The sequence below is a fragment of the Nonomuraea sp. JJY05 genome (genome assembly GCF_043496855.1).
Taxonomy (GTDB): domain Bacteria; phylum Actinomycetota; class Actinomycetes; order Streptosporangiales; family Streptosporangiaceae; genus Nonomuraea.
The window spans coordinates 1-25,323 of record NZ_JBIEIS010000009.1; the positions used below are offsets into that span (position 1 = coordinate 1).

Consider the following 25,323-nt stretch of genomic DNA (forward strand, 5'->3'; position numbering starts at 1 on the left):
CAGCGCTGCACGAGCACTCTCATGCGCTCGTGCAGCAGCGCCCACGAGGGTTCGCGCCAGGGCACGAAGTTGCTCATGGCGTAGTACATCTCGAACGCGAAGCCCGCCGTGCGGCCGGGATGCTCGGGGCCGACGGGCAGTGTGGTCATGGCGGTGGCCAGCGGCCGCAGCACGTCGGCCATCATGCTGATCGACGTGCCGACGAGCAGGCCCAGCTGCTCCTCGCTCTCGTCGGTGTGCGTGAAGAACCTGGTCAGCAGGTGCAGCACCAGCTCGTAGGCCACCGCCGCCAGCTCGGCCGTCCGGCGGGTGCCGGGGTCGGTGATGAGCGGCTGGGGATCCACGATGTCGTAGGGCTGCTTGAGGTAGGCGGCCAGCGCCGGCCGCGCCGGGTCGAAGCCGGGGTCGAGCGCCCGCAACTCCTCGTACTCCCGCCACACCGCGAGGAAGCGCCCGTAGTGGGCCTGCTCCCAGGAGCCACGCGCGCCCTCGCCCTGCTCGATGATGAGATCCACCGCGGCGAACGCGGACTCCAGGTCCGTGACCGCGACGAGCTGGGGCCAGCGGAACAGCTCCGGCGTGGCCTGGGCGCGCGGGGACCCGACGAACACGGCCCGCTCCCCGAGCTCGGCGCACAGCGCCCGCAGGCCCTCCTCGATCCCGCGGTACAGGTGGCCGATCGTCGCGTACTCCTGCCCCCTCGGCATGAGGTCGGCGGGGTCGAGCCGGGCGCGGGTGGGCGGCACCGGCTGGAACTCCGCGGCGTCCTGCAACTGCATGCCCTCGGGGCGCTCCAGGTACAGGAAGTGGCGTAACGCCTGCTCGCCGAAGGGCAGCAGATCGAGCTGGATGCCCGACGGGAAGTATCCCGAGCGCTGCGGGAAGTTCGGGCGGGTGAAGGTCGGCGCCGCCCCGATGGCGGCCAGCAGGTTGGACACCAGCGCCAGGTGGAGCATCTCCTCGACCGCGATGGAGTGCAGGACCTTGCGCCAGCCGGCGACCGCGTCCGCCTGCTCGGCCGTCAGGCCGTCCTCCGTCCCGCTCTTGAGGCTGGCCTCGGCGAAGAGGTACTGGCTCAGGATCATGTGTTCCAGCTGTGAGGCCTCGTTGAGCAGCCACCACAGGTGCTCCCGGTTCGCTATGACGATCGGGGGCTCGGACATGCGGGGATCCTCCTCAGTTGGGGGTGAGTACGGCGCGGTAGCGCACCTGGCCTGCCTCCACCCGCTTGAGCACCTCGTTGATCTCGGCGAACGGGTAGGTCTCCACGCGCGGCCTGACCTTGCCCGCGGCCATCAGCGTGAGCACCTCGATCAGGTCGGAGCGGTTGTTGTGGGTGCTGCCCTTGATGGAGCACTGCTTGAACAGCAGCGTCATCATGTCGTCGATCTTCAGCGGGCCGGTGACGCCCATCGTGACCAGCCGCCCGCCGTAGCGCAGGCCGGACAGCACGCGGGCGACGAGGTCCGCCGAGGTGGTGGTGGCCAGGATGATGTCGGCGCCGCCGGCGTCGGCCAGCGCCTTGCCGGGGTCGTCGCCGACCACGACGCCCTCCGCGGCGCCGAGTTCCTTGGCGTACTCCGCCTTGTCGGGCGAGGTGGTGAGCACGACCGTCTCCAGGCCGATGGCGGCGGCCAGCTGCACCGCCATGTGCCCGAGCCCGCCGACGCCCAGCACACAGACCCGCTCGCCCGGCCGGGGATCGGCGTTGCGCAGGCCGCTCATCGAGGTGAAGCCGGCGCAGAAGGCCACCGCCGCGTCGGTGTAGTCGAGGCCGTCGGGCAGCAGCGTGCACCCGGACTCCCAGGCCACCATCAGGTCGGCGTAGCCGCCGCCCATGTCCATCCAGGTCTGGGTGTGCGGGCAGGCCACCGGATGCCAGCTCTGGCACTGGACGCAGCGCCCCTCGCCGCGCTGCATCCACGAGACGCCGACCCGGTCGCCCACCCGCAGGGTGGTGGCGCCGGGGCCGAGCGCCACCACCTCGCCCACCGGCTCGTGCCCCGGCACGATCGGCAGCCGCACCGGCCAGTGGCCGCGGTGGACCAGTACGTCGCTGAAGCACATGCCGCACGCCTGAATGCGTACGACGACCTGGCCGGGCCCCGGCTCGGGGTCGGGGAGGTCCTGGAACTCCCATGGGGAGTTGAGTTGCGTGATGGCGGCTGCGCGCACGGTCTCCTCCTTGGCGAGACACGTCAGGGAGGCCCACGATAAATATCCGGCCCGCGCCGGCGGCACCCTGACTTAACGGAAACCACGGTGCTTTTGTCAGACGCGGACCTGACGAAATAGCGGCGTTCTCTGGCCGAAACGGGCCATATTCCGGGCGCGAATGGTACGAATAACTCACCGCCCGCTGTCCTTGGAGGTTGCCATGCCTTCTATTGCCGCCATCGCGCTCGCCGGCGGCCGCGGCCTCCGCGCCCGCCCGCTCACCCTCGAAGGTTCCGGTCACATGAGGAGCAAGGCCGCCGTCCCTTTTCTCGGCCGGCCGGTCATCGAATGGCTCGTCGCGGCCCTGCGCGATCAGGGAATAACGAGTTTCCACGTGGCGGCCAACGGCCGGGAGAATCGTTACCAGGTCAAGGAGGCGCTGGGGTACGGCGAGCGGCTCGGGGTGTCGGTGCGTTATTCGCGGCCGCGTACGGACCGGTCCAACACCGGCTCGGGGCAGGCGACGCTCAGCGTGATCGAGGAGCACGGCCTGCTCGGCCACGCCCTGGTGCTCCCGACCGACTCGCTGTTCGAGTTCGACCTGGCGGCGCTGGCGCGCGACCACCTGGCGAGCGGGGCGGTGGTGACCGTCGGCCTGGTCCATCGGACGGCGGCGGAGGTGGCGGGCACGTACGGGCTGGCGCTCGCGGACGGCGCCGGCCGGATCCAGCGCTTCATCGAGAAGCCGCCCATGGAGACCATCGCGGCGGTGGCCGCCGACCTGGACAGGGTGCCCATCAACGCAGGCCTCTACCTGGTGGACTGCGCCAGGCTGCGGGCTCTGGGCGCCACCGCAGAGCTGGCGGCGCTGGCCGGGCGGGGGCTCGACTGGGGCGGCGACCTGCTGCCGTGGCTGGTGTCGCGCGGCCACCGGGTCATGTGCTCGCCCCTGGCCAAGGTGGGCGACCTGGGCAACCCCCGCGCGTACCTGCTCACCATGGCCGAGGCCCTGGCCGGCGGCTACCCGAGCCTGCGGCTCCCGGACGGGCCCGTGATCCACCCCTCCTCGCTGGCGCGCCGCGACGAGGTCAGCGGGCTGACGCTGGCCGAGAAGCTGGCCGCCGGGCTCGTCCACGTGGGCCCCGGCGCGTGGATCGGCCGGGACGTCGAGATCGGTCCCGGCGTCGTGCTGCGCGACGCGTACGTCGGCGACGAGGCGGACCTGCACCCGTGGTGCCGCCTGGAACGGGTGGCCTGCCTGGACGGCGCGATCATCGGGCCGGGCGCGCGGCTCAGCGACGCGTACGTGGGCGTGATGGCCAGGGTGGACTCGTCGCTGGAGCGCCCGGCCGTCATCGACGGCTTCACCGCGCTCGGCCACGAGGTACGCGTCGCCGAGGGCGCCGGTCTCAGCGGCGTCATCGCCTATCCGGGACAGACCGTGACGGGGGCCGGCCACTCCGGCGGGCGTCAGTCGCCGACGTCGTCCGGCTCCTCGACCCGGTCGTAACGGAGCCGGGTCTCGATGGCGTAGGCGTGCGGCGCGTACCCGGTGCGCAGGTCCTGGAAGACGGTCCACGCCTCCACCGGGTCGCGCTCGGCCGGCAGGCCCGCCTCGTGGGCCAGCAGCAGCGTGTCGGAGAAGTTGCGCTCCTCTCGCCCCTGCAGGCTCACCGGGATGGGCGGCAGCGTGATGCACAGCCCGTGGGTCAGCCGGTGCATGCAGTGCGTCCCCGTCGTGAGCAGCGCCTTCGTGTGTGCCGGAGCCCAGCTCGGCGCGAGCGCCTCGATGAGCGCGGCCACGTCCAGGACGATGACCGCGGCCTTGAGCCAGTCGAGGTCGCCGGCGGGGCGGCGGAACGTGAGCGCCGGATGGGCGAGGTGGGAGTGCTCCACCTCGGCCATCCACCCCGTCCACTCGGCGAACAGGGTGTCGAGGTGGTCGCGCGAGCCGGTCTTGAGGTAGGACGCGAGCATGGTGTCGGCGTCGCGCGGGTTGCACACGCTGCCGGCCAGCCTGGCGACCAGCCGCTCCCGCCGGGCGTAGGCGGACAGGAAATGTCCCAGGTACGTCGTGATGGCCGCCACCATCAGCAGCCTGGAGGCCCACTCGGCCTCGCGCAGCGGCGTGCCCTCCAGCAGCGCGAACCCGGCCGAGGACACGCCGAGCCAGATCGCGGCCACCGTGACGACGGCCAGCGGCCCGCACAGGTCGAGCAGCGGTTCCCGCAGGACGGGCGGGACCCGGCCGGCCATCGCGAGGATGGGGCCGGCGAAGGCCCGCAGCACACCGCGGACCAGCCGGGTCGGCCTGCCACGAGGGGTGAACACGGTCAGCACGACGCTCAGCCACACCGCCGCCACGAGCGCGGCGCCGGCCAGCGTTCCCAACACGGCTGTCACCATGCCCGTATCCTTCCGGCTCTTGACTGGATTGCCCAAGAATCAGTTAGTGCTAGCAGTCGGAATGCCACCTTCGCAAAGAGTCGAGACGGGGCTCCGGACGACCCGGAGCCCCGTCTCGACAGCGGCGACCGCACCTCACACGGTGGCCGCCGAGCGTAATTCGGTGGTGAGGTCGAGCAGCGTGCTCGGGCCGAGCAGGCTGCGGACCGGCACGTCCACGCCCAGCTCGCGCCGCACCCGCTCGCGGAACCTGGTCGCCAGCACGGAGTCCAGCCCCAGCAGGGTGAGCGGCACGTCCATCCCGATCTCGTGTCCGGGCATCGCGAGGACCTGGGAGGCCAGGTCGGCCACCACGGCGGTCAACTCCGTCTCCGACAGGGCTGCCAGATCCGGGCGTCCGTGCCGCCCCGGGGCCGGCTCGCGGGCGGGCTCATGGGTGGGCTCATGGGTGGGCTCACGGGCGGGCTCGGGAGGGACGGGGGAGGTGGCCGAGCCGGGCCAGAACCGGCGCCGCTGCCAGGAGTAGCCGGGCAGCCGGACGTACTCGCCTCCGGGGTGGACGCGGTCCCAGCGGGGACGGCAGCCCAGCACGTACGCCTGGCCGAGCGCGGCGCCGAGGGCGGCCGCGTCCGGCACGTCCCTGCGCAGGCAGGGCACCACGCTCGCGTTCGCGCCCGCCGCCTCGACCTCCTCCTCCAGCGCCGTCTGCAGCACCGGATGCGGGGTCATCTCGATGAACACGGTGGGCCGGGCGTCGGCGAGCGCGGCCTGGCAGGCGGCGGCGAAGCGCACCGGCAGCCGCAGGTTGTCGAACCAGTAACCGGCGCCCAGCTCCGTGCCGTCGACGACCCGGTCCCGGGCGCTGGAGTGGATGGGCACGGCGCAGGGGCCGGGCCTGACGCTCGACAGCGCCTCCAGCAGCGCCTCGCGCACCGGCTCCACCTGCGGCGCGTGCGAGGCGTAGTCCACGTCCACCTGGCGGCAGAAGACGCCGTCGCGGCGCAGCGGCTCGATGACCCGCTCCAGCCTCTCGGGGTCGCCGGACAGGACCGTGGAGTGCCGGCTGTTGACCACCCCCACGCTCACCTGGCCGCAGTGCTCGCCGATCGCCTGCTGGGCCGCCTCCTCGCCGAGTCCCACGGCCCACATGGCGCCGGGCGTGCGCAGCTCGCGCAGCAGCCGGCTCCTCCTGGCGACCACGGCCGCGCCGTCGGCCACGCTCAGCGCGCCCGCGGTGACCGCCGCGGCGATCTCGCCCATGCTGTGGCCGATGAGCAGGTCGGGCTCGACGCCCCACTCGCGCCACACGGCGGCCAGCGCCACCTGCATCGCCCAGAGGGTCGGCTGCACCTCGTCCACGCGCGACAACCGCTCCCCGCGCAGCAGCATGTCCACGGGGGACCAGCCGAGCTCGGCGGCCACCGCTCGCGCGCACTCGTGCAGGCGCAGGGCGAAGGCCGGCTCGGCGGCCAGCAGCTGCCGGCCCATGCCCGCCCACTGGCCGCCCTGGCCGGGGAAGACGAACACCACCTTCGGCCGCCTGGCCGCGCGGCGCTCGCCGGCGTGCAGCGACCGCCCGTCGCCCCGCCCGTTCGCGCGGAACTCCCGCAGGGACGCGGCCAGCGAGCGCGCGTCGTCGCCGACCGCGGCCAGCCGGTACTCGTGGTGCGAGCGCCGGGCGCCCGCGCTGAAGCACACGTCGTGCAGGCCGGGCCCCTCGTCCTCGCCCACCGTCTCGAGCAGGTCGGCGTACGCGCCCGCGAGCGCGTCGAGCGCCCTCGGGTCCCGCGCCGACAGGGGCAGGACGTAGCTGGGCCGGGTCTGCCCGCGCCGGGGCCGCGCCGGCTGCGGCGCCTCGGAGAGCACGAGGTGGACGTTGGTCCCCGACATGCCGAAGGAGTTGACGCCCGCCAGGGCCGGCGCCCCCCGCTCCGGCCAGTCCTGGGTGAGCAGCGCGAGCTCGACGGCCGCGGCCGGGTCCCGCAGGACGGCGTGCGGCTCCACCACGTGCAGCGTCGCGGGTATGGTCCGGTGCCGCAGCGCCAGGGCCGTCTTGAGCAGCCCCGCCATCCCCGAGGTGAACTCGGTGTGGCCGATGTTGGACTTGAGCGACCCGACCAGGCAGCGCCGCCCCGGCTCCCGGCCCTCCCGCATGACCAGGTCCAGCGCGGCCAGCTCGGTCGGATCGCCGGCGGGGGTGCCGGGCCCGTGCGCCTCGACGTAGTCGACCTCGCCGGGGGAGACCCCGGCGTCGTGATAGGCCTTGCGCAGCATCGTCTCGTGCCCCTCCAGCCCGGGGGCGACGAGCGAGCCGCCGGTGCGGCCGTCGTGGGTGGCGGCGCTGCCCAGGATCGTCGCGTACGGGTGCTCGCCGTCGGCGAGGGCGCGCGAGAGCGGCTTGAGTATCAGGGCCACCACGCCCTCGCTGCGCACGTACCCGTCCCCCGACACGTCGCCGAACTTGCACCGGCCCGAACTGGACAGCACGCCGGCGTCCGCGAGCGCGAAATACAGGTCGGGCACGATCTGCAGGTTCGCGGCGCCGACGATGGCCAGGTCGGTCTCGCCCGCCCACAGCGCCCGGCAGGCCACGTGCACCGCCAGCAGCGACGTCGCGCAGGCCGCCTCCACGCCCATGCTGGGACCGCGCAGGTCGAGCTGGGTGGACACGCGGCCGGGGAAGATGCCGCTGACGGCGGCCCCGAGCGCGGCGTGCATGTCGTACATCCCCGAGCGGCGCAGCAGGTCCCAGTACCCCGAGGGCAGCAGGCTCGTGTAGACGCCGGTCTCGCTCCCCGCCAGGCTCTCGGCCGGGATGCCCGCGTCGTCGAGCGCCTCCCAGGTGACCTCGAGCAGCAACCGCTGCTGCGGGTCCATCCGCAGGGCCTCGAACGGCGTGACGCCGAAGAAGCGCGCGTCGAACCCGGCGATGTCGTCCAGGTAGCCGCCCGCGCCCCGCAGGACATCGGGCCGGCGGCGGCCGGAGGCGGTCTCGATGTCGAATCTCTCCTGGGGAATCACGCCGATCACGTCCCGGCCCCCGCTGACGATCTGCCAGAGGTCGGCCGGGCTCTGCGCACCGGGCAACCGGCAGGCGGCACCGATGATGGCGATGGGATCACGCCCGCTGTTGATGTGCATGGGGCCCCGTTCCCGTCCGCGCCCGGGTCATCGTGAATTAGACGATGCCCGGGCGCCGTTGTTGGTTGGCCGAACGACATCACCTAAGGTCCGGCTCGCCCACGTGGGTGTCAATTAACAGATGACGAAATACCGGGATGGTGAAAACCGCGTTATTCGCTCGCGTGCATAGGAAAATGGATCACGAGCCCGACCAGCGGCTCATCCGGGGTGATCATGAGCGCCATGCGCAGGGTCTGCAGGCCCAGGCGCGGATGCCGGAACCGGCGCGTGAGACTGCGGTGCTCCTGCACCTCGTGCCTGCGCCACAGGCCGGCGAACAGCGGGCTCAGCTGGGAGAACTCAGCGATCTTGTCGGTCAGTCGCTCGTCGTGCGGCCACCTGGCCAGCTCCGAGCGCCACCGGGCGATGACGTCGCAGGTGACGCGCTCCCAGTCGGGCAGCCGCTCCTTGGCCTTGGGCGAGACCAGCAGCCAGCGCAGCATGTTGCGGTGCTCGGGCGAGTAGCTGCCCCAGTCGTCGTACCACTCGGCGGCGGCGTCGTTCCAGGCGGTCAGGTCGCAGTGGATGTCGGTGGCGTAGACCGGATAGTCGCTGGCCCTCATGAGGCTCACCAGCGGGCCCATCACATCGCCCGCCCACGTCTGCCCCTCAAGCGGCTGCGGGTTGGAGACCTGGCCGTGCACCAGCGTGTGCATGTAGCGGCGCTCGTCCTCGCTGAGGTCGAGCACCCGGGCCAGGCTGTCGAGCACCTGGATGGAGGGCCTGATGTCACGCCCCTGCTCCAGGTAGGTGTACCAGGTCGGGCTGAGGCCGGCGAGCACCGCCACCTCCTCGCGCCGCAACCCCTTCGTCCTGCGCCCCCCTTCGGGGAAGCCCACCTGCCCCGGCGTGACCCGTGCTCGCCTGCTCCGCAGGAACCGCGCGAGCTCCTGCCGACTCCAGCCGTCGCCTGACACAGAACCCCCCGTGCATGCCTCCACCGCGTCAGCAGATCAGGATCGCAAGGCAGAGTCTAGAAGCCTCACGGAATATTTGTCACCTCTAGCCTGATTGCGTCATTTCGGCATTGACGTTACGGCTTTGTTCCCAAAGCATGAATTTGTCCATTCAATTGAGGGGATTAACCAGATGAAGTGGCATTTCATCGACCGGAGCGAGCAGCTCGCCGCGATTCGGTCAGTCCTCGGGGCCGCCGACGGAGGCCCTATTGTCCTCGCCGGTGAGCCGGGCTCGGGCCGCAGCCGGCTGGTGGAGCGCGTGCTCGAATCGTCCGAGGCGGCGCGTTACGAGATCGTCCGGCTGCGTGCCGCGGACGGTCCCGGTGAGGTCGCCGCCCGTGTCGGGGCGGCCGCCGGGGACCGTCCGCTGCTGCTCGTCATGGACGACGCGCAGGTGAGCGCGGAGGAGAGCCTGATGGCGCTGCGCACGGCCGTGGGCGGGAGCCCGGGTGCCAGGGTGCTGGTCACGACGCTGTCCGGGCCCGCGGCGCGGCGCCCCGATCCGGTGGACCGCCTGCGGTTCGAGCCGGGCGCGTACGCGGTCGACGTGCCGCCGCTCACCGTCGAGGAGGTGGCCGCCCTGCTGGCCGAGCTGGCCGGCGGTCACGTACGGCAGGCCACCGCCGGCGCCCTGCACGCGGCGACCGGCGGCAACCCCCGCCTGCTGCACGACTTCCTGGTCGGGCGCCGGCTCACCGAACGCCTGACCCGCGGCGCCGCCGGGTGGGAGTTCCAGTGCGCCACCGAGTGGCTGCCACCCATGGACCCGTCCGCGGCCACCCCGCACCTGGTGAAGGCCACCTGGGACGCCTGGGCGGCGCTCGCCTTCGACCGGGCCTTCGAACTGTGCAAGGCGGCGGCGTGGTGCGGTGAGGGGCACACCGTCTCGGTGCCGCTGGCGCACCTGCTGCTGCTGCGCGGCAGGGGGCGCGACAGCATGTCGTTCCTGGACTCGCTGCCCGAGGGAATGGTGGAGCGCACGCCGCATCTGGCGCTCGCCCGCGCGGTCAACCTCGCCTGCGGACGGGGCCGGCCGGAGGCCGCCGCCGAGTTCCTGCTGCGCGCGGCGGTGGCCGCCGGGCCGGCGCAGCGGCCGCTGCTGCTCGCCTACCGGGCCTGGATCATGGCGTTGAACGGCCGCTCCGCCGACGACGTCGGCACGATCACGCGCACCGACAGGGAGACCGCCCTGTTCGTGCACGCGGCGCAGGCCATGACCCGCCTGCGCACCCGGCCCGACGAGGCGGTCTTCCACCTGCGGCGCGCGCTCGCGCTCGCCGCCGGGGGAATGGAGGCGGGGCCGCCCTGGCTGGCGGCGCATCTGACGGCGTACCTGATCGACGCGCTCCTGCTGGCCGGGCGGGCGGACGAGGCGACGCTGCTGGCGGAGGGCTTCCACGGCGGGGAGCCCGCCTCCGGCTGGGACGTCGCCGTCGCCATGTCGATGGTGGCCGCCTGAGAGGCCCGGAGCAAGGGCGGCGGCCGTGGTCCGGGCCGGGCCCCTCAGAAGGGGTTCCTGCTCAGTGCCAGAGTGGTGATGTCGTCGGACTGCTCGGCGGCCCCCACGAACGTGCGCACCGAGGCGTCGACCGCCGCCAGCAGGCGGGAGGCGTGCGCCCCGGCCCCGCCCAGCACCTCCTGGAGGCGGGGGGTGCCGAACAGGCCGTGGGCGGCGTTCCTGGCCTCGACCACCCCGTCGGTGTAGGCGAACAGCGAGTCGCCGGGCCCCAGCTGCACGTGGCCCAGGGTGTAGGAGCTGTCGGCCAGGATCCCGACCGCGGGCCCCGTCGGCGGCAGCATCGTCTGGCGGCCGTCGGCACGCACCACGATGGGCGGATTGTGCCCGCCGTTGATGTAGACCAGGTCCCCGGAGTGCGGGTCCAGCACCCCGAAGAACATCGTCGCGAAATACGCCTGCTTGATGTGGTTGCGGGCCATGTATCGGTTGGTCCCGACCACCGCCTGGATCAGCGGGCCCGCCCCCAGCGACAGCAGGGGCAGCGCGGACTCTCCCGGCGAGCCGTCCAGCGCCACGGCGGCGGCGTCGTCGCCGACGTCCTGGACGAACCCGGTGTGCTCCGCCGTGTGCCGGAGCAGTGTCCTGATCAGCGCCATGAACAGCGCCGCCCCCACGCCCTTGTCGCACACGTCGGCCACCACCAGCGCCAGCCTGCGCCCGTTGACGAGGGTGAACACGTCGTAGAAGTCGCCGGCCACCTGCCGGGCCGGCCGGAAGCTGGCCGCGATCTCCCATCCGTCCATCCTCGGCAGCGACTCCGGCAGGAACCCGGCCTGGATGTCGCGGGCGATGCGCAGCTCGCGCTCGTACTCCCGCAGGCTGGCCAGCGCCGCCATCTCCTCCACCGTGGTGCTGAGCTGCCAGCGTTCCCAGCAGGAGTTGGCCCTGCTGCGCAGCAGGCCGGGCAGGAACGGGCGGGTCACGTAGTCGAACCCGCCGCGTACGCACTCCTCCAGCGCGGCGATGTCGTCGTCGGGAAAGGCCACGATCGTGGGCATCCGCCCGTCGACCAGGAACCGCTGGCTGACCAGCGCCATCCGCTGCAGCCCCAGCGCCGCCGAGATCAGCAGCAGGTCGGGGTGCGGGTGTCGCAGGACCAGGTCGTCCGGGACGGCGAGCTGGACCTCGAAGCCCTCTTCACGCAGCGCCCCGTCGAGTTCGAGCACCGCCGTGGACATGGGGTTAGCCGGCTCGGCAACCACCAGAGCCGTCGGCATTCGCGCCTCCAAGCAGTCGCATGATCAGGATGTTGCGGTTGCGTCCGCCGACGTACTCGTAGTGGAACTCGTCCACCTTGCCCATGGCGAGGAGCAGCCCGTAACCGCCCTCCTCGCGCAGCGCGGGCGGCAGCGCCAGCCGCGGTGCCGGATCGTATCCGGCGGGGTCGAACGGCGGCGCGTCGTCCTCGATGCTGACCCGCAGCCGGTCGTGCTCGATCTCCCCGGACAGCTCCACGACGCCCGCCCCGCCCCGGTAGCCGTGCTGGGCGATGTTCGTGGTGATCTCGTCCGTCGCCAGGCGCAGCCAGTACGCCTGGCGGGAGGTCAGCCCCGCCCCGTCTGCCAGCGCCTCGATGAAATCGGCCACCACGCCCGGCAGGGACACGTGCTGGACATCGATCCTGAGCCGGCAGGCGAGCATCACTGCATCACGATGCTGCGGTCGAAGCCGGTGAGCCGGATCGTCTCGGCCACCTCCGGCTTGGTCCCCACCAAGGTGATCTCCGAGCCGCGCGGCAGCTTCTGGTGCGCGAACACCAGGCAGCGCACCCCCGCCGACGACATGTACGTCAGCTCGTCGAGGAGCAGCACCAGCTTGCCCACCTGCCGCCCCACGGCCTGCGACACCAGATCGTTGAGCTCGGGGGCGGAGCTGCCGTCGAGCTCGCCGGCCAGCCGGATCGTGGCGGTGTCGCCCTCCACGCTCATCTTCATCCTGAAGGACATGACGTGCCTTCCCTTCGCTAATGCGTGACCAAGATCGCGACGCTTCTGGGGCCGATGGACAACTGTGACTGGTTGGCCAGCGGCGGCTCTGAGCCCGGCTCGAAGGCGTCCATCGGCGGGGCGGCGGCGGTGTCGGCGAACAGGTGCCAGGTCTGCCCGCGCGGCGCGGGCGGCAGCTCGAGCGTGTGCGCCTCCCAATGGGAGTTGGCGGCGACGTAGACGCAGTCGTTCCCGCCCCCGTCGAACAGCGCGGCCAGCACCCGCGAGTGCGCCGACCAGTCCGGTGACCAGGCGCGTACGCCGTGCCAGTGGACCGAGCCGGGAGAGCCGCCCCTCAGCACCGGGTGCGCCCGCCGGAAGGCGATGGCGCGCCGCGTGAAGCGGAACAGGTCGGCGTTCTCCTCCCGCAGCCCCCAGTCGAGCCACGTGAGCGGCCCGTCGTGGCAGTAGGCGTTGTTGTTGCCGAGCTGCGTGCGGCCGATCTCGTCGCCGGCCAGCAGCATCGGCACGCCCCGGCTGGCCAGCAGGAGCAGCAGCGCGTTGCGCTGCTGCCGGGCGCGCAGCGCCAGCACCGCCGGGTCGTCGGTCTCACCCTCGTGCCCGCAGTTCCAGGAGTTGTTGGCGTCGTCGCCGTCCCGGTTGCCCTCGCCGTTGGCCTCGTTGTGCTTGTGGTCGTAGGAGACCAGGTCCCGCAGCGTGAACCCGTCGTGCGAGGTGACGAAGTTGATCGTCGCCGCGGCGCCCCTTCGGCTGTACATGTCGGGCGAGCCGACCATGCGGGTGGCCAGCTCCCCGGTGACGCCGAGATCGCCCTTGACGTACCTGCGCACCGTGTCGCGGTAGCGGCCGTTCCACTCCGACCAGCGGCTGTAGTGGGGGAAGCTGCCCACCTGGTAGAGCCCGGCGGCGTCCCACGCCTCCGCGATCAGCTTGCGGTCGCGCAGGATCGGGTCGTACGCCAGCGACTCCAGCAGCGGCGGGTTGTGCAGCAGCTCGCCGTCGGATCCCCGCCCGAGGATCGCCGCCAGGTCGAACCTGAAGCCGTCGACGTGGCACTCGGCGGCCCAGTAGCGCAGGCAGTCCAGCACGAATCCGCGTACCACCGGATGGTTGCAGTTGAGCGTGTTGCCCGTGCCGCTGAAGTTGTAGTAGTGCCCGTCGGGGGTGAGCATGTAGTAGGTGGCGTTGTCCAGCCCCTTGAAGCTGATCGCCGGCCCGCGCTCGTCGCCCTCCGCGGTGTGGTTGAACACCACGTCGAGCAGCACCTCGATGCCGGCCCGGTGCAGCTCCTTGACCAGGTGCTTGAACTCGTCGACCTGCATGTGGTCGCGGCCGGTGGCCGCGTAGGACGCCTTGGGGGCGAAGAACCCGATGGGGCTGTACCCCCAGTGGTTGACGCCGGTGAACACGTTGTCGGTCTCGTCGAACTCGAACACCGGCATCAGCTCGACGCAGTTGACCCCCAGCTCCCGCAGGTACGGGATCTTCTCCACGAGCCCCGCGTACGTGCCGGGCGCCGCGACCCCGGAGGAGGCGTGCCTGGTGAAACCGCGCACGTGCAGCTCGTAGATGACCAGGTCCTCGTGCGGCAGGCGCGGCGGGCGGTCGTCCTCCCAGTCGAAGTCGTCGAGCGTCACCCGCGACCGGTGCCGGTAGGGGCCATGACCGGTCAGCATCCTGGCGTACGGGTCGCTGAGCACGATGTCCGGGTCGAAGCGGTGGCCCTGCCACGGCCGGCGGGGGCCGTCCACGCGATAGCCGTACTCCAGGCGCTCGACGTCGAGGCCGAAGACGGTCATCGCGTAGACGCTGCCCACCCGGAACGACTCCGGGAAGGGCAGCTCGGCCATCGGCTCGGGCTCACCCTCCCGGTAGAGCACCAGGGTCATCGAGGTGGCGTGGTTGGAGAAGACCGAGAAGTTGACGCCCCCGGGCACCCGCGTGGCGCCGAACGGCAGCGACCGCCCAGCGCGCACGGGGTATCCGGCGATCCGCTGCGTGGGGTAGGCGTCGATCGGCTCCAGGATGGTCATACGGTCAACGCCTCCACGCCTTGCTCGACCGACTCGACCACGGTGAAGAATCCGAGGAAGCCGGTCGCCTCCATGATCGCGCGCACGTCGGGGGACAGCCCCGTCAGCGCGAGGCGTACCGTGCCGTGCTGGGCCTGCCGGTAGATCAGCAGGAGCACCCGCAGCCCCGCGCTCGACATGTACAGGGTCCGGGACAGGTCCAGCACGACCAGACCCTCTTCGGGGAAGAGCGCCTGCAGGTCCTGCTGGACCCGGGGTGCGGTCTCGCTGTCCAGCTGGCCGTCCAGGCTGATGACGGTGACCTCGCCGCGCAGCTCTTTGTGCAGTCGCATGGCCATGTCACTCCTCCACGGGCGCGAGGTGGGCGCGCACCGTCACCGGCGCGGCGGAGTCGGGCAGCTTCACCGTCATCGCCGCGGCGTCGAAGAGCTGGTACGGCGAGCCGTCCACCTCCACCCACTCCAGCCGGACCCGGCCGGGCGGCAGCGCGTCGGGCGCGACCCGCAGGACACGGTCGGTGAACCCGTCGGGCCGCGGCCGGAACCACAGGGTCAACGGTTCCTTGTCGAGCAGCAGCCGCTGGTAGACGGTCGCCAGGAAGCACAGTTCGGCCGCGTGACACATGCTCATCGAGTGGCTGCCCTTGAACCGCTCGTTCCCGAGCAGGTAGGGGTGGCCGTCGGCGAGCACGTTGAAGTAGATCCCGCCCTCGTCGTGGTCGAGGAAGAAGGCGCTGTAGAAGGCGGCCGACTCCCGCGCCCTGCGCACGAACTCCTCCTCGCCGACCAGCCCCGCCAGGATCTGGTAGGCGAGGATCGCCTGCTCCTGCTGCCACCAGGCCTTCCTGTCGTGCCAGACGAACCGGTGGACGTGCTGGCCGGGGGCGAGCCTGCGCTCGACCACGTCGTACCAGCCGCCGCGCTGCGGGTCGCTGCCGAAGCCCGGCATCTTCTCGCCGATCTCGGTCGCCAGCGTCCGGTAGCCGTCCTTGGGCCGGATCGACATCATCCGCATGAGGTTCCAGGCGATCTTGAGGTTGTGCCCGACGACCGCCCTGTCCTGCTGCCAGTGCCAGGTGGTGTCCGGCGTCCAGTCGGCGTGGAAGCGCTCCTGCACGTACGGGCTGTCCTTCCTGGGCATGTGCTTGGCGATGAGGTCGAACGTCTCCTCGAGCATGTCGGCGTGCCGCTCGTCGCCGGTGGCCAGGAACAGGTTGATGAGGTAGGCGGGGGCGTGGTCGCCGACGGAGTTCCAGTTCTTCCTCGACCGGTTCGGGCCCAGCGACTCGTGGTGCGGGCTGAGCAGGATCGGGTCGATGTGCGAGTAGTAGCCGCCCCGCTCGGGATCGTGGAAGAACTTGCGGAACAGCCGCAGCGTGCCGTCGATGTCGGCGGCGATGCGCGGGTCCCCGGTGAGCCGGTAGAGCTGGGTGGGGCCGGCCAGGGCGTAGATCTGCTCGTACATCGGGATCGCGTCGTAGTCGTCGCCGAACTCGGAGGTGAACAGCTTGCGCTCGATCCCGTCGCGCACGTCGATGCCGTGGTACCAGTACACGACGTCCTCGTCGCGGTCCACGAAGCGCATGTGCTCGCGCAGGTAGGCGGCGCCCTGCTCGGCCACCTCCAGGAAGTCCTCCTCGCCCGTGAGCATGTAGGCCGAGGACATCCCGTAGACCATCCGGGAGATCGTGTCGGTCTCCTGCACGTCCTGGCCGGCCTTCTCGCCGTCCAGTCGCAGCATGGTCCGGTACGCGGAGTAGTCGATCGGGCCGTCGGCCCCGAACTGCGCCTTGCGGTAGAACCTGCCCAGCTCGCGGATCTGCTTCACCCACCAGTCGGGCTGCTCGAAGGCGTACTGGCCCGGCTGCCTGCCCAGGAAGGTCAGCGTCTTGGCCTCGATCGTGTAGGAGCCGTTCTCGTAGTAGAAGATCCCCTTGACGAACACGTAGGTGCCCGGCGTGAGCAGCTGCTCCAGGTGCGCGGAGGCGTCGAGGTACGGCTCCGAGAGGTTGCGCACGAACTCGGCGGAGGTGGTGCCGGTCAGGCGCACCCGCACCGGCCGACCGTCGTTGGTGCGCAGGCTGATCTCGCCGTGCTCGAAGCCGGTGACGTAGCCGGCCACCAGGTCGGAGAAGGTGAAGTCGGGCCGGTAGACCGTCTCGGAGCCGCGGTCCGCGGCCACCAGATCGATGATCATGCGGGCGAAGGCGGCGCAGTGCTCGGCCGTCCGGCCGGTCACCAGGTCGCGGTCCACCACGACGTCCTGGTCGGTGTAGACGGCGCCCATGTTGCGCACGTCGCCGACCAGGTTGTTGTGGCACGTCACGCGGCGGCCCTTGACCGCCTCGGCGATGGGCGCCGCCAGCCAGAGGCCGTGGCAGATGATGCCCTTGACGATCCGGTGGTCGTCGAAGGCGTCCTTCAGCAGCCGTACGGCGGGGGCGAGCTCGTGGACGTCCTCGGTGTAGCGCAGCCGGTCCGACACCATGCCGGACGGCACGATCAGCACGTCGATCCGGCTCAGGTCGGCGCTCTCCAGGTCGCCGCTCACCGTGAACGGCTCCTTGAACTCATGGCCGTGGAAGGTCAGCGAGTCCTGTCCCCACAACCGCGTGAGGAACTCGACCCGCGCCCCCTCCTCGGTGAAACGCCGCTGATAGTAGTGGAGCTCCTGCTCGACGAAATCGCTCTCCATGAGGATCGCGACGGTGCGCCCGGCCAATCGCTTCTCACGCACGGTGTACCTCTCAGGTGGTAATCAGATCGACGAGGAACGGCCCCGGCGTCGCCAGCATCCGCTGGACCGCCGCCTCCACCTGGGCGGGCTTGCTCACCTTGACACCGGGGACACCCAGGCTCGCGGCCAGCTTCACGAAGTCGATCTGGGGGTGGGACAGGTCGAAGCCCTGGGGGTGGGGGTGCGCGGCGATGCCGCGCTCGCGCCAGTACTGTTCGAGGTTGTCGTCGAGCAGCTGGTAGCGGCGGTTGTCGCAGATCACGAAGCGGGCGGCCACGCCGTACCGGACGGCGGTCCAGAGGGCCTGGATGGTGTACATGCTGCCGCCGTCGCCGGTGAAGGCCACCACCTCGGCCTCGGGCCGGGCCAGCTTGATCCCGATCGCGCCGGGGATGCCGACGCCGAGCGAGCCGCCCCTGGTCTGGAAGTAGGTGCCGGGCCGGCGCGGCGGGAGCCGCCTGAGCAGCGCGGGGGAGGAGGTCAGCGCCTCGTCGAAGACCACCAGCCTGTCGCCCGCCCGGGCGGCCAGCTCACCGGCGAACAGGTCCATCATGCTCTCGCCGTACACCTCGGCCGGCTCGCGGGCGGGCCCGGGGCGGGCGGGGCCGAGCAGGCGGGCCAGCGCCGCGAGGGTCGGCTTGGGATCGGCGACGAGTGCGACGTCGGCCGGCAGGTTCTTGGCGATCTCGTAGTCGTCCAGGTCGATGTGGACGATCTTCGTCCCTTCCGGGAAGGGGCTGGTCAGCAGCGGGAACACCTCGGGGAAGAGGTAGGTCCCGACGACGAGCACGGCGTCGGCCCCGGCCAGGGCGGCGGCGCTGTGCTCGCCGAACATGTGCCCGAGGTCGCCCCGGTGGAGCGGGTGGGTGGTGTCGATGGTCAGCTCCGAGGAGTTCACCGTCCACACCGGGGCGCCGAGCGCTTCCGCCACCCCGGCCAGCTCCTCCTGCGCGCCGGACACCGAGACCCCGTCCCCGGCCAGCACCACGGGCCGCCGGGCGGCGCGCAGCACCGCCGCGGCCCGCTCCAGCTCCGCCGGCACGGGCACCGTCGCCCGGCTGGGGATCGTGCTGGCCACGGCGGGCTCGTCGGTGTCCTCGTCGAGCACATCCATCGGCAGTGCCACGAAGACCGGCCCGCGCGGCGGCGTCATCGCGATCTTCACCGCGCGCCGCAGCACCCTCAGCACCGAGCCGGGGTGGGTCACCCTGGTCGCGTACTTGGTCACCGGCCGGGCCATCGCCACCAGGTCCACCGCCATCTGGCCGTCCAGCGCCTCGTACCGCACCCCTGCCTCGCCGGCGATCACCACCAGCGGCGAGTGGCCGCGCTTGGCCTGGTAGAGCAGGCCGACGCCGTTGCCGAGGCCGACGCCGCTGTGCAGCTGGACCAGCGCGGGCCCGGCGGTGGCGCGGGCGTAGCCGTCGGCGATGCCGAGCGCCGCCGTCTCCTGCAGCGCCAGCACGTACCGGAAATCCGGCGTGTCCTCCAGCACGTCCAGGAACCCCTGCTCCACGGTCCCCGGGTTGCCGAACATCACCGAGATGCCGTCGGCCGTGAACTGCTCGAAGATCGCCTGCTTGCCGGGTCGGGTGGCCATGGTCACCAGCCGTAGCGGCGCAGGCCGGACTCGAGCACCTCGACCAGCTTCTCGCCGGACAGGTACGAGTCGGGGGTCGAGCGGCCCGTCACGAACGGGTGGTCCACGATCACCGACGTCTCCTTGCCCACGTTGCCGTGGTAGCGGCCGTCGGGCGCGGTGGCGTCGCGCAGGATGTACTCCAGCGGGTACGGCGGCGGCCCCATGTTGAAGTCGACCCCCAGGAAGCCCGTGCCGTCCTTGTAGTCGTACTCCTTGCAGTGGCCCGTCACGTGCTTGCCGCGCAGGATGCTCGCACGGTCCTCCCAGTCGCGGGCGAAGGCCAGGCAGGCGACGCCGTAGCACTCGGCCAGCACCGGCTTGTCCGCCCGTACGAAGGCGAGGATCAGGTCGTGCACCCGGCCGTTGTTGGCCAGGTCCACGATCGGGCCGCTGCCGCCCACGAGGACCAGGGCGTCGTACTGCTCGACGTCGCGGTCCAGCCGGCCGAGCTCCCGGTGGTAGGCCTCGACCTTGCGGAGGTATCCGTCCTCGCTGTTGTAGGGGCGTTCGGGAATCCACTCGGCGAGGCTGACCGGGGCGTCCAGCCGGTCCGACTCGTCCAGCTGCCTGGCGGCCACGGCCACCTCCGGCGCGGTCACGGAGCGGCCCAGCGGCGGATCCACGTACCCGGGGTCGAGACTGGGCGGCAGTGCCCGCGCCCGCTTGCCGGTGGGGGTGGCGAACACGCTCCGGTAGCCCTGCCGGTCGAAGGCGGCCAGCGGGCCGACGAGTTCCTCTCCCCAATATCCGTACTCGGAGAGAACAATAAGAATGGTGCGCGTCATGGGTGGATTCAAACAACGAGTGGTTTTCCGGGACAAGCCCGGCCCACTTATTCCGTCAAGTCCGTAAATTTCGCCGGCACTTCGTCAGGTGCCGGGGGCGGCCGCGCGGAAAATGGCGAAACAATGGCCGCAGCCGATTCTGGAGGGTCGTGATGCCCGAGCAGCGGCGGCCGGTTCTGCTGGCCGTGGACGACGACGATCACGTGCTCCGCGCGGTGCGGCGCGATCTGTCCCGCGCCTACCAGGAGCGCTACCGGGTGGTGGCGTCGAGGTCGCCGGTGGAGGCCATGCGGATTCTCGACCGGCTGCGCGAGCGCCGTGAGGAGGCCGCGCTGATCCTCTCCGACCAGCGCATGCCCGAGATGACCGGGATCGAGTTCCTGGTGGAGGCCGGCCGGCGCTTCCCCGCCGCCCGCCGCGTCCTGCTGACGGCCTACGCCGACACGAGCGTCGCCATCTCGGCGATCAACGAGGTGCGGCTCGACCACTATCTCGTCAAGCCGTGGGAGCCGCCGGAGGAGCGGCTCTACCCCGTGCTCGACGACCTGCTGTCGGACTGGGAGTCCGCCCACGAGCCTCCCTACCAGGGCATCCGCCTGGTCGGCCACCGGTTCGCGCCCGCCACGCACCGGCTGCGCGACCTGCTCACCCGCTACCGCCTGCCGTTCAGGTTCGAGGAGGCGGAGCCGGGCGACCCGCAGGCGCCCGAGGTCGTGCTGCCCGACGGGCGCCGGCTGGCCCGCCCCGGGCACGGTGAGGTGGTGACGGCCCTGGGCCTGGCGACGGAGCTCAGCCACCCGCACTACGACGTGGCGATCGTCGGAGGCGGCCCGACCGGGCTGGCCGCGTCGGTCTACGCCTCGTCCGAGGGGATGGCGACGCTGCTCATCGAGGCGTACGTCCCGGGCGGCCAGGCCGGCACCTCCAGCCGGATCGAGAACTACCTCGGCTTCCCGTCCGGCATCTCCGGCGTCGATCTGACCAACCGCGCCATGGCGCAGGCCCGCAGGTTCGGCGTGGACGTGCTGGCCCCGGTCGAGGCCAGGCGGCTGAGCCGGGCCGGCCGGGCCTGCGTGCTGAACCTGTCCGACGGCAGGGAGATCACCGCCGCGACCGTGCTGCTGTCGCCGGGCCTGTCGTACCGCGGTCTCGACGCCGACGACGCGGCCCGCTTCGAGGGGGCCGGCATCTACTACGGCGCGGCCCTGACGGAGACCGAGTCATGCGTGGGGCGGCACGTGTGGGTGGTGGGCGGCGCCAACTCCGCCGGCCAGGCGGCGCTGCACTTCTCCCGGCACGCCTGCCACGTCACCATGGTGGTGCGCGCCGGCAGCCTGGCCAGCGCCATGTCCGCGTACCTGGTGGACGAGATCGCCGCGACGGGCAACATCACGGTCATGACGAACACCCTCGTGGTCGCCGCCGGCGGCGCGGACCGGCTGGAGCACATCACGCTGCTCGACACCCGCGGCGGCGGGCTGACCACGCGGGAGGCCGAGCACGTCTTCGTGTTCATCGGCGCCAGCCCGCGCACCGAGTGGCTGGACGACCTCGTGCGCAGGGACGCCCGCGGCTTCCTGCTGACCGGCCCCGACCTCGGTCCGGTGGCCGGGCTGGCCGGCTGGGACCTGCCGCGGCCGCCGCTGCTGCTGGAGACGAGCGTGCCGGGCGTGTTCGCGGCCGGCGACGTGCGCGCCAACTCCGTCAAGCGGCTGGCCTCGGGCGTCGGCGAGGGCGCCATGGCGGTGTCGATGATCCACCGCTACCACTCGGAGAGCTGACCCCCTACCCGGGGCCCCCGGCCAGCGGCAGCCGCACCACGAACCGCGTGTCGCCCGGCCGCGAGTCGACCTCCATCGAGCCGCCGTGCCGCTGCGCCACGATGTCCATGCTGACGTGGAGCCCGAGACCGGTCCCCTTGCCCAGGTCCTTGGTGGTGAAGAAGGGCTGGAACACCATCGGCAGCGCCTCGGCGGGGATGCCGTGGCCGGTGTCGCGGAACTCCACCACGGCGTGGTCGCCCTCCCGCCGTGTGCTGATCGTCAGCTCGCCCTCGCCGCCCATGGCGTCCACGGCGTTGTCGATGAGGTTGGTCCAGACCTGGTTGAGCTCGCTGGGGAAGGCCTGGAGGTCGGGGACGCCGCCGTACTCGCGGCGTACGCGGATGTTGCGCAGTTTGGGCGCCATGAGGGCGAGCGTGGCCTCCAGCCCCTCGCGCAGGTCGGCGTCCCGCTGGGGCGCGCGGTCCAGGTTCGTGTAGGCCGAGGTGCGCCGTACCAGCTCCACCACCCGCTCGGACGCCTCGGCCGCGTCGCCGGCGAGCGTCCGGATGCGCAGCACCGGCACCAGGTACGCCAGCGCCGCCGCGAGGGCGTCCGGCCGCAGCCCGGCGGCCAGCTCGTCGAGCTCGGCGCGGCCCACACCGTGCTCGGCGAGCTCGTCGGTCAGCTCGACGGCCCAGTCGGCGGTGGGACCGAGGCCGTGTTCGCGGAGCCAGTCGGCGACGTCGTCGGCCGCCTCCGCCTCGGCCAGCGGGTCCAGCGCGGTCCCGGAGCCCAGCCGGTCCTGGAACCGCGCGACGAGCCGCACCTCGGCCTCCTCGCCCGTGCGCCCCCACTCGACTGCGGCGGCGGCCAGCCGGGACGGGAGGTCGCGCAGCTCGCGCGCGGCCCGCAGCGCGGCGGCCGCCGGGTTGTTCAGCTCGTGCGCCAGGCCGGCCGCCAGCATGCCCAGCCCTTCCAGCATGCGGCTGCGCCCGGCCTGGCGCTCCATGGCGTTGATGCGCCCGGCCAGCACCGGCAGCAGCACCCGGCAGACCTGCGGGCAGCGCTCCAGCATGTCGAAGAACGCGTCCTTGCCGTAGGCCACGACCCGCGCCGACCCGACGGCCAGCGCGGTGGCCAGGTACTCGTCGCTGGTGAGCAGCGGGAGCTCGCCGATGAACTGGTGCTCCAGCACGTCGCCGAGGTGCCGGGCGAGCACCTGCTCCCGCCCGCCGACCAGCTTCGAGACCACGATCTCGCCGTCCAGCAGGACGTAGAAGGCGTCGGCCGGCGCGCCCTCGACGAACAGCGCCTCCCCGTCGCCGAGCTCCCTGACGGTTCCGGCGCACGCGAGCCAGTCGAGCTGCTCGTCCGACAGCCCGGAGAACAGCTCGATCCCGGCGAGCCGGCCGGTCAGCCATGCGGGCGCAGGCACAGTTCCTCCGCCTCCCGTCCGTCCAGGCCGCGCAGCAGCCGGTACGCGTGGGCGACCGACACCAGCGTGACGTGGTGGTGCCAGCCCTGGAAGGAGCGGCCCTCGAAGTGCTGCAGGCCGGACTCGGCGGCGACCGACGCGAGCACGGACGCCGCCCTGTTGCGCAGCCCGACCAGCCCCGCCAGGTCGGCCACCCGGTTGCGGCCCAGGTCGGTCAGCCACATCGCCCGCGCCCCCGAGCGCGGGTACCAGCGGTGGCCCGGCGCCGGCGGCCGCGTGCCCGCCTGCCCCTGCACCACCTGCAGCCGGGGCCGCAACGGCTCCAGCACCGGGCGGGCGGGCAGGCCGGACCCGCCGGCCGGCAGGGTGCCGGGGGAGACGCGGACGAGGTAGGGCAGCCCGCGCTCGGCGAGCCCGGCGAGGAGGAGCTCCACGCCGGGCATCGACCTGCCGTCCACCACGATGGGCGCCGGAGGCAGCCCCCAGTCGACCACCATCTCGTCGATGGCCTGCAGCAGGTGCCGCCAGTGCGGCCGGCTGCGCTCGTGGGCCGGTATGCGCGCCCTGCTGCGCAGGCCGTCGTCCTCGTCCCACGAGCGGGGCAGCAGCAGCCGCCAGTTGACCGGGCAGCCGCCCTCCTCTCCCACCATCACGACCGACAGGCCGAGCTGGCAGTTGAGGAGGCGGCCCGCGGAGTTGGCGAACTGCCGCGCCACGCCCACCGACTTGGACCCGTTCTTCGGGAAGACGACCTCCTCCAGGACCCACGCCTTCGGCCGGATCGCCTCGACGAGCAGCTGGGCCAGGCGCTGCCGTACGGGGCCCCAGTCCCAGGGGCTCTGGTTGATGAACTGCTGGAGGCACTGGTCCACGGGCCGCCCCACGACCTCGGTGGAGATCCGGCGGATCGACTTGCGGCCCGGGACGGAGACCAGGCCATGGACGTAGACCTCGCCCCATCGGCGCTGATCGGAACGGAGGAACGACGCGAACAGGTCCTCACAGAAAGGAGAGAGCCAAATCTCTCGCGAATCCAAATCCGCGTAGACGGTCATACGACCAACCCCTATAAATCGAACATCCCCCTTTCCTCGAATTATTGAAATGATCCGGGCCGGCTGACAGGACGAGGTGGTGCTGGCACTCTCGCTTCTACTTATGCGACTTCTACCTATGGGAACGGACGAGGTCGGCCGCGCGCTCGCCGATCATCACGACCGTGGTGTGCGGGTGCGCGTTGACCAGCGAGGGCATGACGGAGGCGTCGGCCACGCGCAGCCCCTCCACGCCGCGTACCCGCAGCCGGGGGTCGACCACGGCCGAGGCGTCGGTGCCCATCCGGCAGGAGCCGGCGAAGTGGTAGTACGACCCGGTGTTGGCCTTCACCCAGGCACGCAGCTCGTCGCGGGTGGTCACGCCGGGCCCTGGGGCGACCTCGGACAGCCCCCACCTGCCGGTGAACGCCTTGGTGCGGTAGATGTCCCTGGCGATCTCCACGGCGGTGACCGTGCGCTCCAGGTCGACCGGGTCGCCGAAGTAGTTGGCGTTGATCCGCGGGTAGGCGGTCGGATCGGTGCCCGCCAGCCGTACCCATCCCCGTGAGACCGGCCCCACCAGGCCGGTCAGGCTGAGGACCACGTGCGGGTCCACCAGCTCCCGCACCGGCGCGACCGGCCGGCCGGTCTGCACGCGGCGGATCACGTTGGCGAAGAACTTCTCGCCGAACGGCGCGCGGTACACCAGCGCGACCTCCAGGTCGGGGACGGGCAGCCCGTCCTGCGACCCGCAGAAGAGCGCGACCTCGGTCACGTTGCCGCGCGGGTCGTCGCCCGGCTCGGCCAGGTAGCCGATCGGCCCGATGACCAGCGGGTGGTCGTGGAAGTTGGCCCCGACCCCGGGCAGGTCGGCCACGACCGGGATGCCGAGCTCGGCCAGGTCCCCGGCCGGGCCCAGGCCCGACAGCAGCAGCAGCTTGGGCGACTGGACGGCGCCCGCGCACACCACCACCTCGGCCTCGGCCCGCGCCGTGTGCGTGCGGCCCTCGCGCAGGTACTCCACGCCGACGCAGCGCGTCCCCTCGAACAGCAGCCGCGCCGCGAGGGCCGCGCTCAGCGCGGTGAGGTTGGGCCGGTCGAGCGCGGGATCGAGGTACGACTCGCGGGCGCCCCTGCGCCGGCCGTCCTTGATGTTCACGTGGTGCCAGCCCGCGCCGAACAGGCCCGCGTTGAAGTCGTCCAGGCGCGGATGGCCGAGCTCGACGCAGGCCTCGATGAACGTCTCCGACACCGGGTTGCCCGTCTCGGCCGCGTCGGCCACGGTCATCGGACCGTCCTTGCCGGCCAGCGGGTTGTGCCCGTCGCGCTGGTCCTCCAGACGTTGCAGCCACGGCAGCACGTCGTCGAAGGACCAGCCGGGACACCCGTGGTAGGCCCAGTCGTCGTAGTCCTGGGGGCGGCCCCTGGTGTGCATCATGTGGTAGATGTTCGAGGTGCCGCCCAGGCCCCGGCCGGCGGCCGAGTAGACGCGGTTGCCGTCCAGACCTGGCTGGGGCTCGCTCATGTACGCCCAGTCCAGGTCGGTCAGCAGCACCTCGTTCCACCGCCACGGCGTCGTGACCGCGTCGGTGACCTGCGCGTCGCCCGCCTCCAGGAGCAGGACGGAGGCGTCGGGATCCTCGCTGAGCCGGGCGGCCACCACTGATCCGGCCGCGCCGGCGCCGATGACGATGTACCTGTAGGTGTCTGGCACGGTCGGCTCCT

Annotated in this window: 19 protein-coding genes; 3 read left to right on the plus strand and 16 right to left on the minus strand. The window is 72.0% G+C overall.

The annotated features are described in order from the left end of the window. Together ACFKCF_RS15110 and ACFKCF_RS15115 are read right to left on the minus strand one after the other, a co-directional pair. Window positions 1–1,163, minus strand: a 1,163-nt coding sequence (locus ACFKCF_RS15110) for a ferritin-like protein (protein WP_394493985.1), incomplete at its 3' end; no start/stop codon positions are given. 13 nt (window positions 1,164–1,176) lie between these two features. Continuing rightward, window positions 1,177–2,175: an alcohol dehydrogenase catalytic domain-containing protein gene (locus tag ACFKCF_RS15115; RefSeq protein ID WP_394493987.1), complete on the minus strand. Its 999-nt coding sequence runs from the start codon at window positions 2,173–2,175 to the stop codon at window positions 1,177–1,179. A 202-nt stretch (window positions 2,176–2,377) separates the two neighbouring features. On the opposite strand from ACFKCF_RS15115, the gene ACFKCF_RS15120 reads away from it, so the two are divergent. Further along, window positions 2,378–3,667, plus strand: a complete 1,290-nt coding sequence (locus tag ACFKCF_RS15120; RefSeq protein ID WP_394493988.1) for a sugar phosphate nucleotidyltransferase — start codon at window positions 2,378–2,380, stop codon at window positions 3,665–3,667. Here the strand turns inward: ACFKCF_RS15120 and ACFKCF_RS15125 are convergent. From ACFKCF_RS15125 to ACFKCF_RS15135, 3 genes are all read right to left on the minus strand, one after another. Further along, the gene (locus tag ACFKCF_RS15125) at window positions 3,628–4,563 is read right to left on the minus strand and encodes a hypothetical protein (protein WP_394493990.1); all 936 of its coding nucleotides are present in this window, start codon (window positions 4,561–4,563) and stop codon (window positions 3,628–3,630) included. The genes ACFKCF_RS15120 and ACFKCF_RS15125 overlap by 40 nt on opposite strands. Before the next feature lie 135 nt (window positions 4,564–4,698). Next, window positions 4,699–7,704 carry a type I polyketide synthase gene (locus tag ACFKCF_RS15130; RefSeq protein ID WP_394493991.1) on the minus strand — a complete coding sequence of 1,002 codons (3,006 nt, stop codon included), beginning with the start codon at window positions 7,702–7,704 and terminating at the stop codon, window positions 4,699–4,701. Window positions 7,705–7,856: 152 nt separating this feature from the next. After that, window positions 7,857–8,663: a helix-turn-helix transcriptional regulator gene (locus tag ACFKCF_RS15135; RefSeq protein WP_394493993.1), complete on the minus strand. Its 807-nt coding sequence runs from the start codon at window positions 8,661–8,663 to the stop codon at window positions 7,857–7,859. A gap of 172 nt (window positions 8,664–8,835) precedes the next feature. Here ACFKCF_RS15135 and ACFKCF_RS15140 point away from each other — a divergent pair, with 172 nt between their 5' ends. Next, window positions 8,836–10,164: a hypothetical protein gene (locus tag ACFKCF_RS15140; protein ID WP_394493995.1), complete on the plus strand. Its 1,329-nt coding sequence runs from the start codon at window positions 8,836–8,838 to the stop codon at window positions 10,162–10,164. Window positions 10,165–10,208: 44 nt separating this feature from the next. Here the strand turns inward: ACFKCF_RS15140 and ACFKCF_RS15145 are convergent, their stop codons facing one another. Genes ACFKCF_RS15145 through ACFKCF_RS15180 form a run of 8 tightly spaced genes read right to left on the minus strand, consistent with a single transcriptional unit; the run spans window position 10,209 to window position 19,366 of the window. After that, on the minus strand, window positions 10,209–11,441 hold the full coding sequence (locus tag ACFKCF_RS15145) for a PP2C family protein-serine/threonine phosphatase (protein WP_394493997.1): 1,233 nt from the start codon (window positions 11,439–11,441) through the stop codon (window positions 10,209–10,211). After that, window positions 11,407–11,865 (minus strand): ATP-binding protein, encoded by a 459-nt coding sequence (locus ACFKCF_RS15150; protein ID WP_394494502.1) that lies wholly within the window; start codon window positions 11,863–11,865, stop codon window positions 11,407–11,409. Before ACFKCF_RS15150 ends, ACFKCF_RS15145 begins: the two co-directional genes overlap by 35 nt. After that, the gene (locus tag ACFKCF_RS15155) at window positions 11,865–12,170 is read right to left on the minus strand and encodes an anti-sigma factor antagonist (protein ID WP_357599021.1); all 306 of its coding nucleotides are present in this window, start codon (window positions 12,168–12,170) and stop codon (window positions 11,865–11,867) included. The genes ACFKCF_RS15150 and ACFKCF_RS15155 overlap by 1 nt, the downstream gene beginning before the upstream one ends. Before the next feature lie 17 nt (window positions 12,171–12,187). Then, on the minus strand, window positions 12,188–14,203 hold the full coding sequence (locus ACFKCF_RS15160) for a glycogen debranching protein (protein ID WP_394493999.1): 2,016 nt from the start codon (window positions 14,201–14,203) through the stop codon (window positions 12,188–12,190). Next, window positions 14,200–14,535, minus strand: coding sequence for an STAS domain-containing protein (locus ACFKCF_RS15165; RefSeq protein WP_394494000.1), 336 nt, complete (start codon window positions 14,533–14,535; stop codon window positions 14,200–14,202). Before ACFKCF_RS15165 ends, ACFKCF_RS15160 begins: the two co-directional genes overlap by 4 nt. A 7-nt stretch (window positions 14,536–14,542) precedes the next feature. Continuing rightward, window positions 14,543–16,939 (minus strand): AGE family epimerase/isomerase, encoded by a 2,397-nt coding sequence (locus ACFKCF_RS15170; RefSeq protein WP_394494002.1) that lies wholly within the window; start codon window positions 16,937–16,939, stop codon window positions 14,543–14,545. Window positions 16,940–16,949: 10 nt separating this feature from the next. Next, entirely contained in the window at window positions 16,950–18,539 is a 1,590-nt protein-coding gene (locus ACFKCF_RS15175; protein ID WP_394494004.1) for a thiamine pyrophosphate-binding protein, read from the minus strand. A 2-nt stretch (window positions 18,540–18,541) separates the two neighbouring features. Continuing rightward, on the minus strand, window positions 18,542–19,366 hold the full coding sequence (locus ACFKCF_RS15180) for a type 1 glutamine amidotransferase domain-containing protein (RefSeq protein ID WP_394494006.1): 825 nt from the start codon (window positions 19,364–19,366) through the stop codon (window positions 18,542–18,544). 152 nt (window positions 19,367–19,518) lie between these two features. Here ACFKCF_RS15180 and ACFKCF_RS15185 point away from each other — a divergent pair, with 152 nt between their 5' ends. Next, window positions 19,519–21,147 carry an FAD-dependent oxidoreductase gene (locus ACFKCF_RS15185; RefSeq protein ID WP_394494007.1) on the plus strand — a complete coding sequence of 543 codons (1,629 nt, stop codon included), beginning with the start codon at window positions 19,519–19,521 and terminating at the stop codon, window positions 21,145–21,147. A gap of 4 nt (window positions 21,148–21,151) precedes the next feature. On the opposite strand, the gene ACFKCF_RS15190 is transcribed toward ACFKCF_RS15185, so the two are convergent. From ACFKCF_RS15190 to ACFKCF_RS15200, 3 genes are all read right to left on the minus strand, one after another. Beyond that, window positions 21,152–22,564 (minus strand): ATP-binding protein, encoded by a 1,413-nt coding sequence (locus ACFKCF_RS15190; RefSeq protein WP_394494009.1) that lies wholly within the window; start codon window positions 22,562–22,564, stop codon window positions 21,152–21,154. Further along, the gene (locus ACFKCF_RS15195) at window positions 22,543–23,619 is read right to left on the minus strand and encodes an IS701 family transposase (RefSeq protein WP_394494011.1); all 1,077 of its coding nucleotides are present in this window, start codon (window positions 23,617–23,619) and stop codon (window positions 22,543–22,545) included. Before ACFKCF_RS15195 ends, ACFKCF_RS15190 begins: the two co-directional genes overlap by 22 nt. A 112-nt stretch (window positions 23,620–23,731) precedes the next feature. Further along, window positions 23,732–25,312, minus strand: a complete 1,581-nt coding sequence (locus ACFKCF_RS15200; RefSeq protein WP_394494013.1) for a GMC family oxidoreductase — start codon at window positions 25,310–25,312, stop codon at window positions 23,732–23,734. Between the last annotated feature and the right edge of the window lie 11 nt (window positions 25,313–25,323).

Bases quoted from the DNA above. Each gene is read 5' to 3' on its own strand.
- ACFKCF_RS15120 (WP_394493988.1), top strand. From the start codon at position 2,378: ATGCCTTCTATTGCCGCCATCGCGCTCGCCGGCGGCCGCGGCCTCCGC.
- ACFKCF_RS15125 (WP_394493990.1), bottom strand. From the start codon at position 4,563: ATGGTGACAGCCGTGTTGGGAACGCTGGCCGGCGCCGCGCTCGTGGCG.
- ACFKCF_RS15130 (WP_394493991.1), bottom strand. From the start codon at position 7,704: ATGCACATCAACAGCGGGCGTGATCCCATCGCCATCATCGGTGCCGCC.
- ACFKCF_RS15140 (WP_394493995.1), top strand. From the start codon at position 8,836: ATGAAGTGGCATTTCATCGACCGGAGCGAGCAGCTCGCCGCGATTCGG.
- ACFKCF_RS15145 (WP_394493997.1), bottom strand. From the start codon at position 11,441: ATGCCGACGGCTCTGGTGGTTGCCGAGCCGGCTAACCCCATGTCCACG.
- ACFKCF_RS15150 (WP_394494502.1), bottom strand. From the start codon at position 11,865: ATGCTCGCCTGCCGGCTCAGGATCGATGTCCAGCACGTGTCCCTGCCG.
- ACFKCF_RS15155 (WP_357599021.1), bottom strand. From the start codon at position 12,170: ATGTCCTTCAGGATGAAGATGAGCGTGGAGGGCGACACCGCCACGATC.
- ACFKCF_RS15160 (WP_394493999.1), bottom strand. From the start codon at position 14,203: ATGACCATCCTGGAGCCGATCGACGCCTACCCCACGCAGCGGATCGCC.
- ACFKCF_RS15165 (WP_394494000.1), bottom strand. From the start codon at position 14,535: ATGCGACTGCACAAAGAGCTGCGCGGCGAGGTCACCGTCATCAGCCTG.
- ACFKCF_RS15175 (WP_394494004.1), bottom strand. From the start codon at position 18,539: ATGGCCACCCGACCCGGCAAGCAGGCGATCTTCGAGCAGTTCACGGCC.
- ACFKCF_RS15180 (WP_394494006.1), bottom strand. From the start codon at position 19,366: ATGACGCGCACCATTCTTATTGTTCTCTCCGAGTACGGATATTGGGGA.
- ACFKCF_RS15185 (WP_394494007.1), top strand. From the start codon at position 19,519: ATGCCCGAGCAGCGGCGGCCGGTTCTGCTGGCCGTGGACGACGACGAT.
- ACFKCF_RS15195 (WP_394494011.1), bottom strand. From the start codon at position 23,619: ATGACCGTCTACGCGGATTTGGATTCGCGAGAGATTTGGCTCTCTCCT.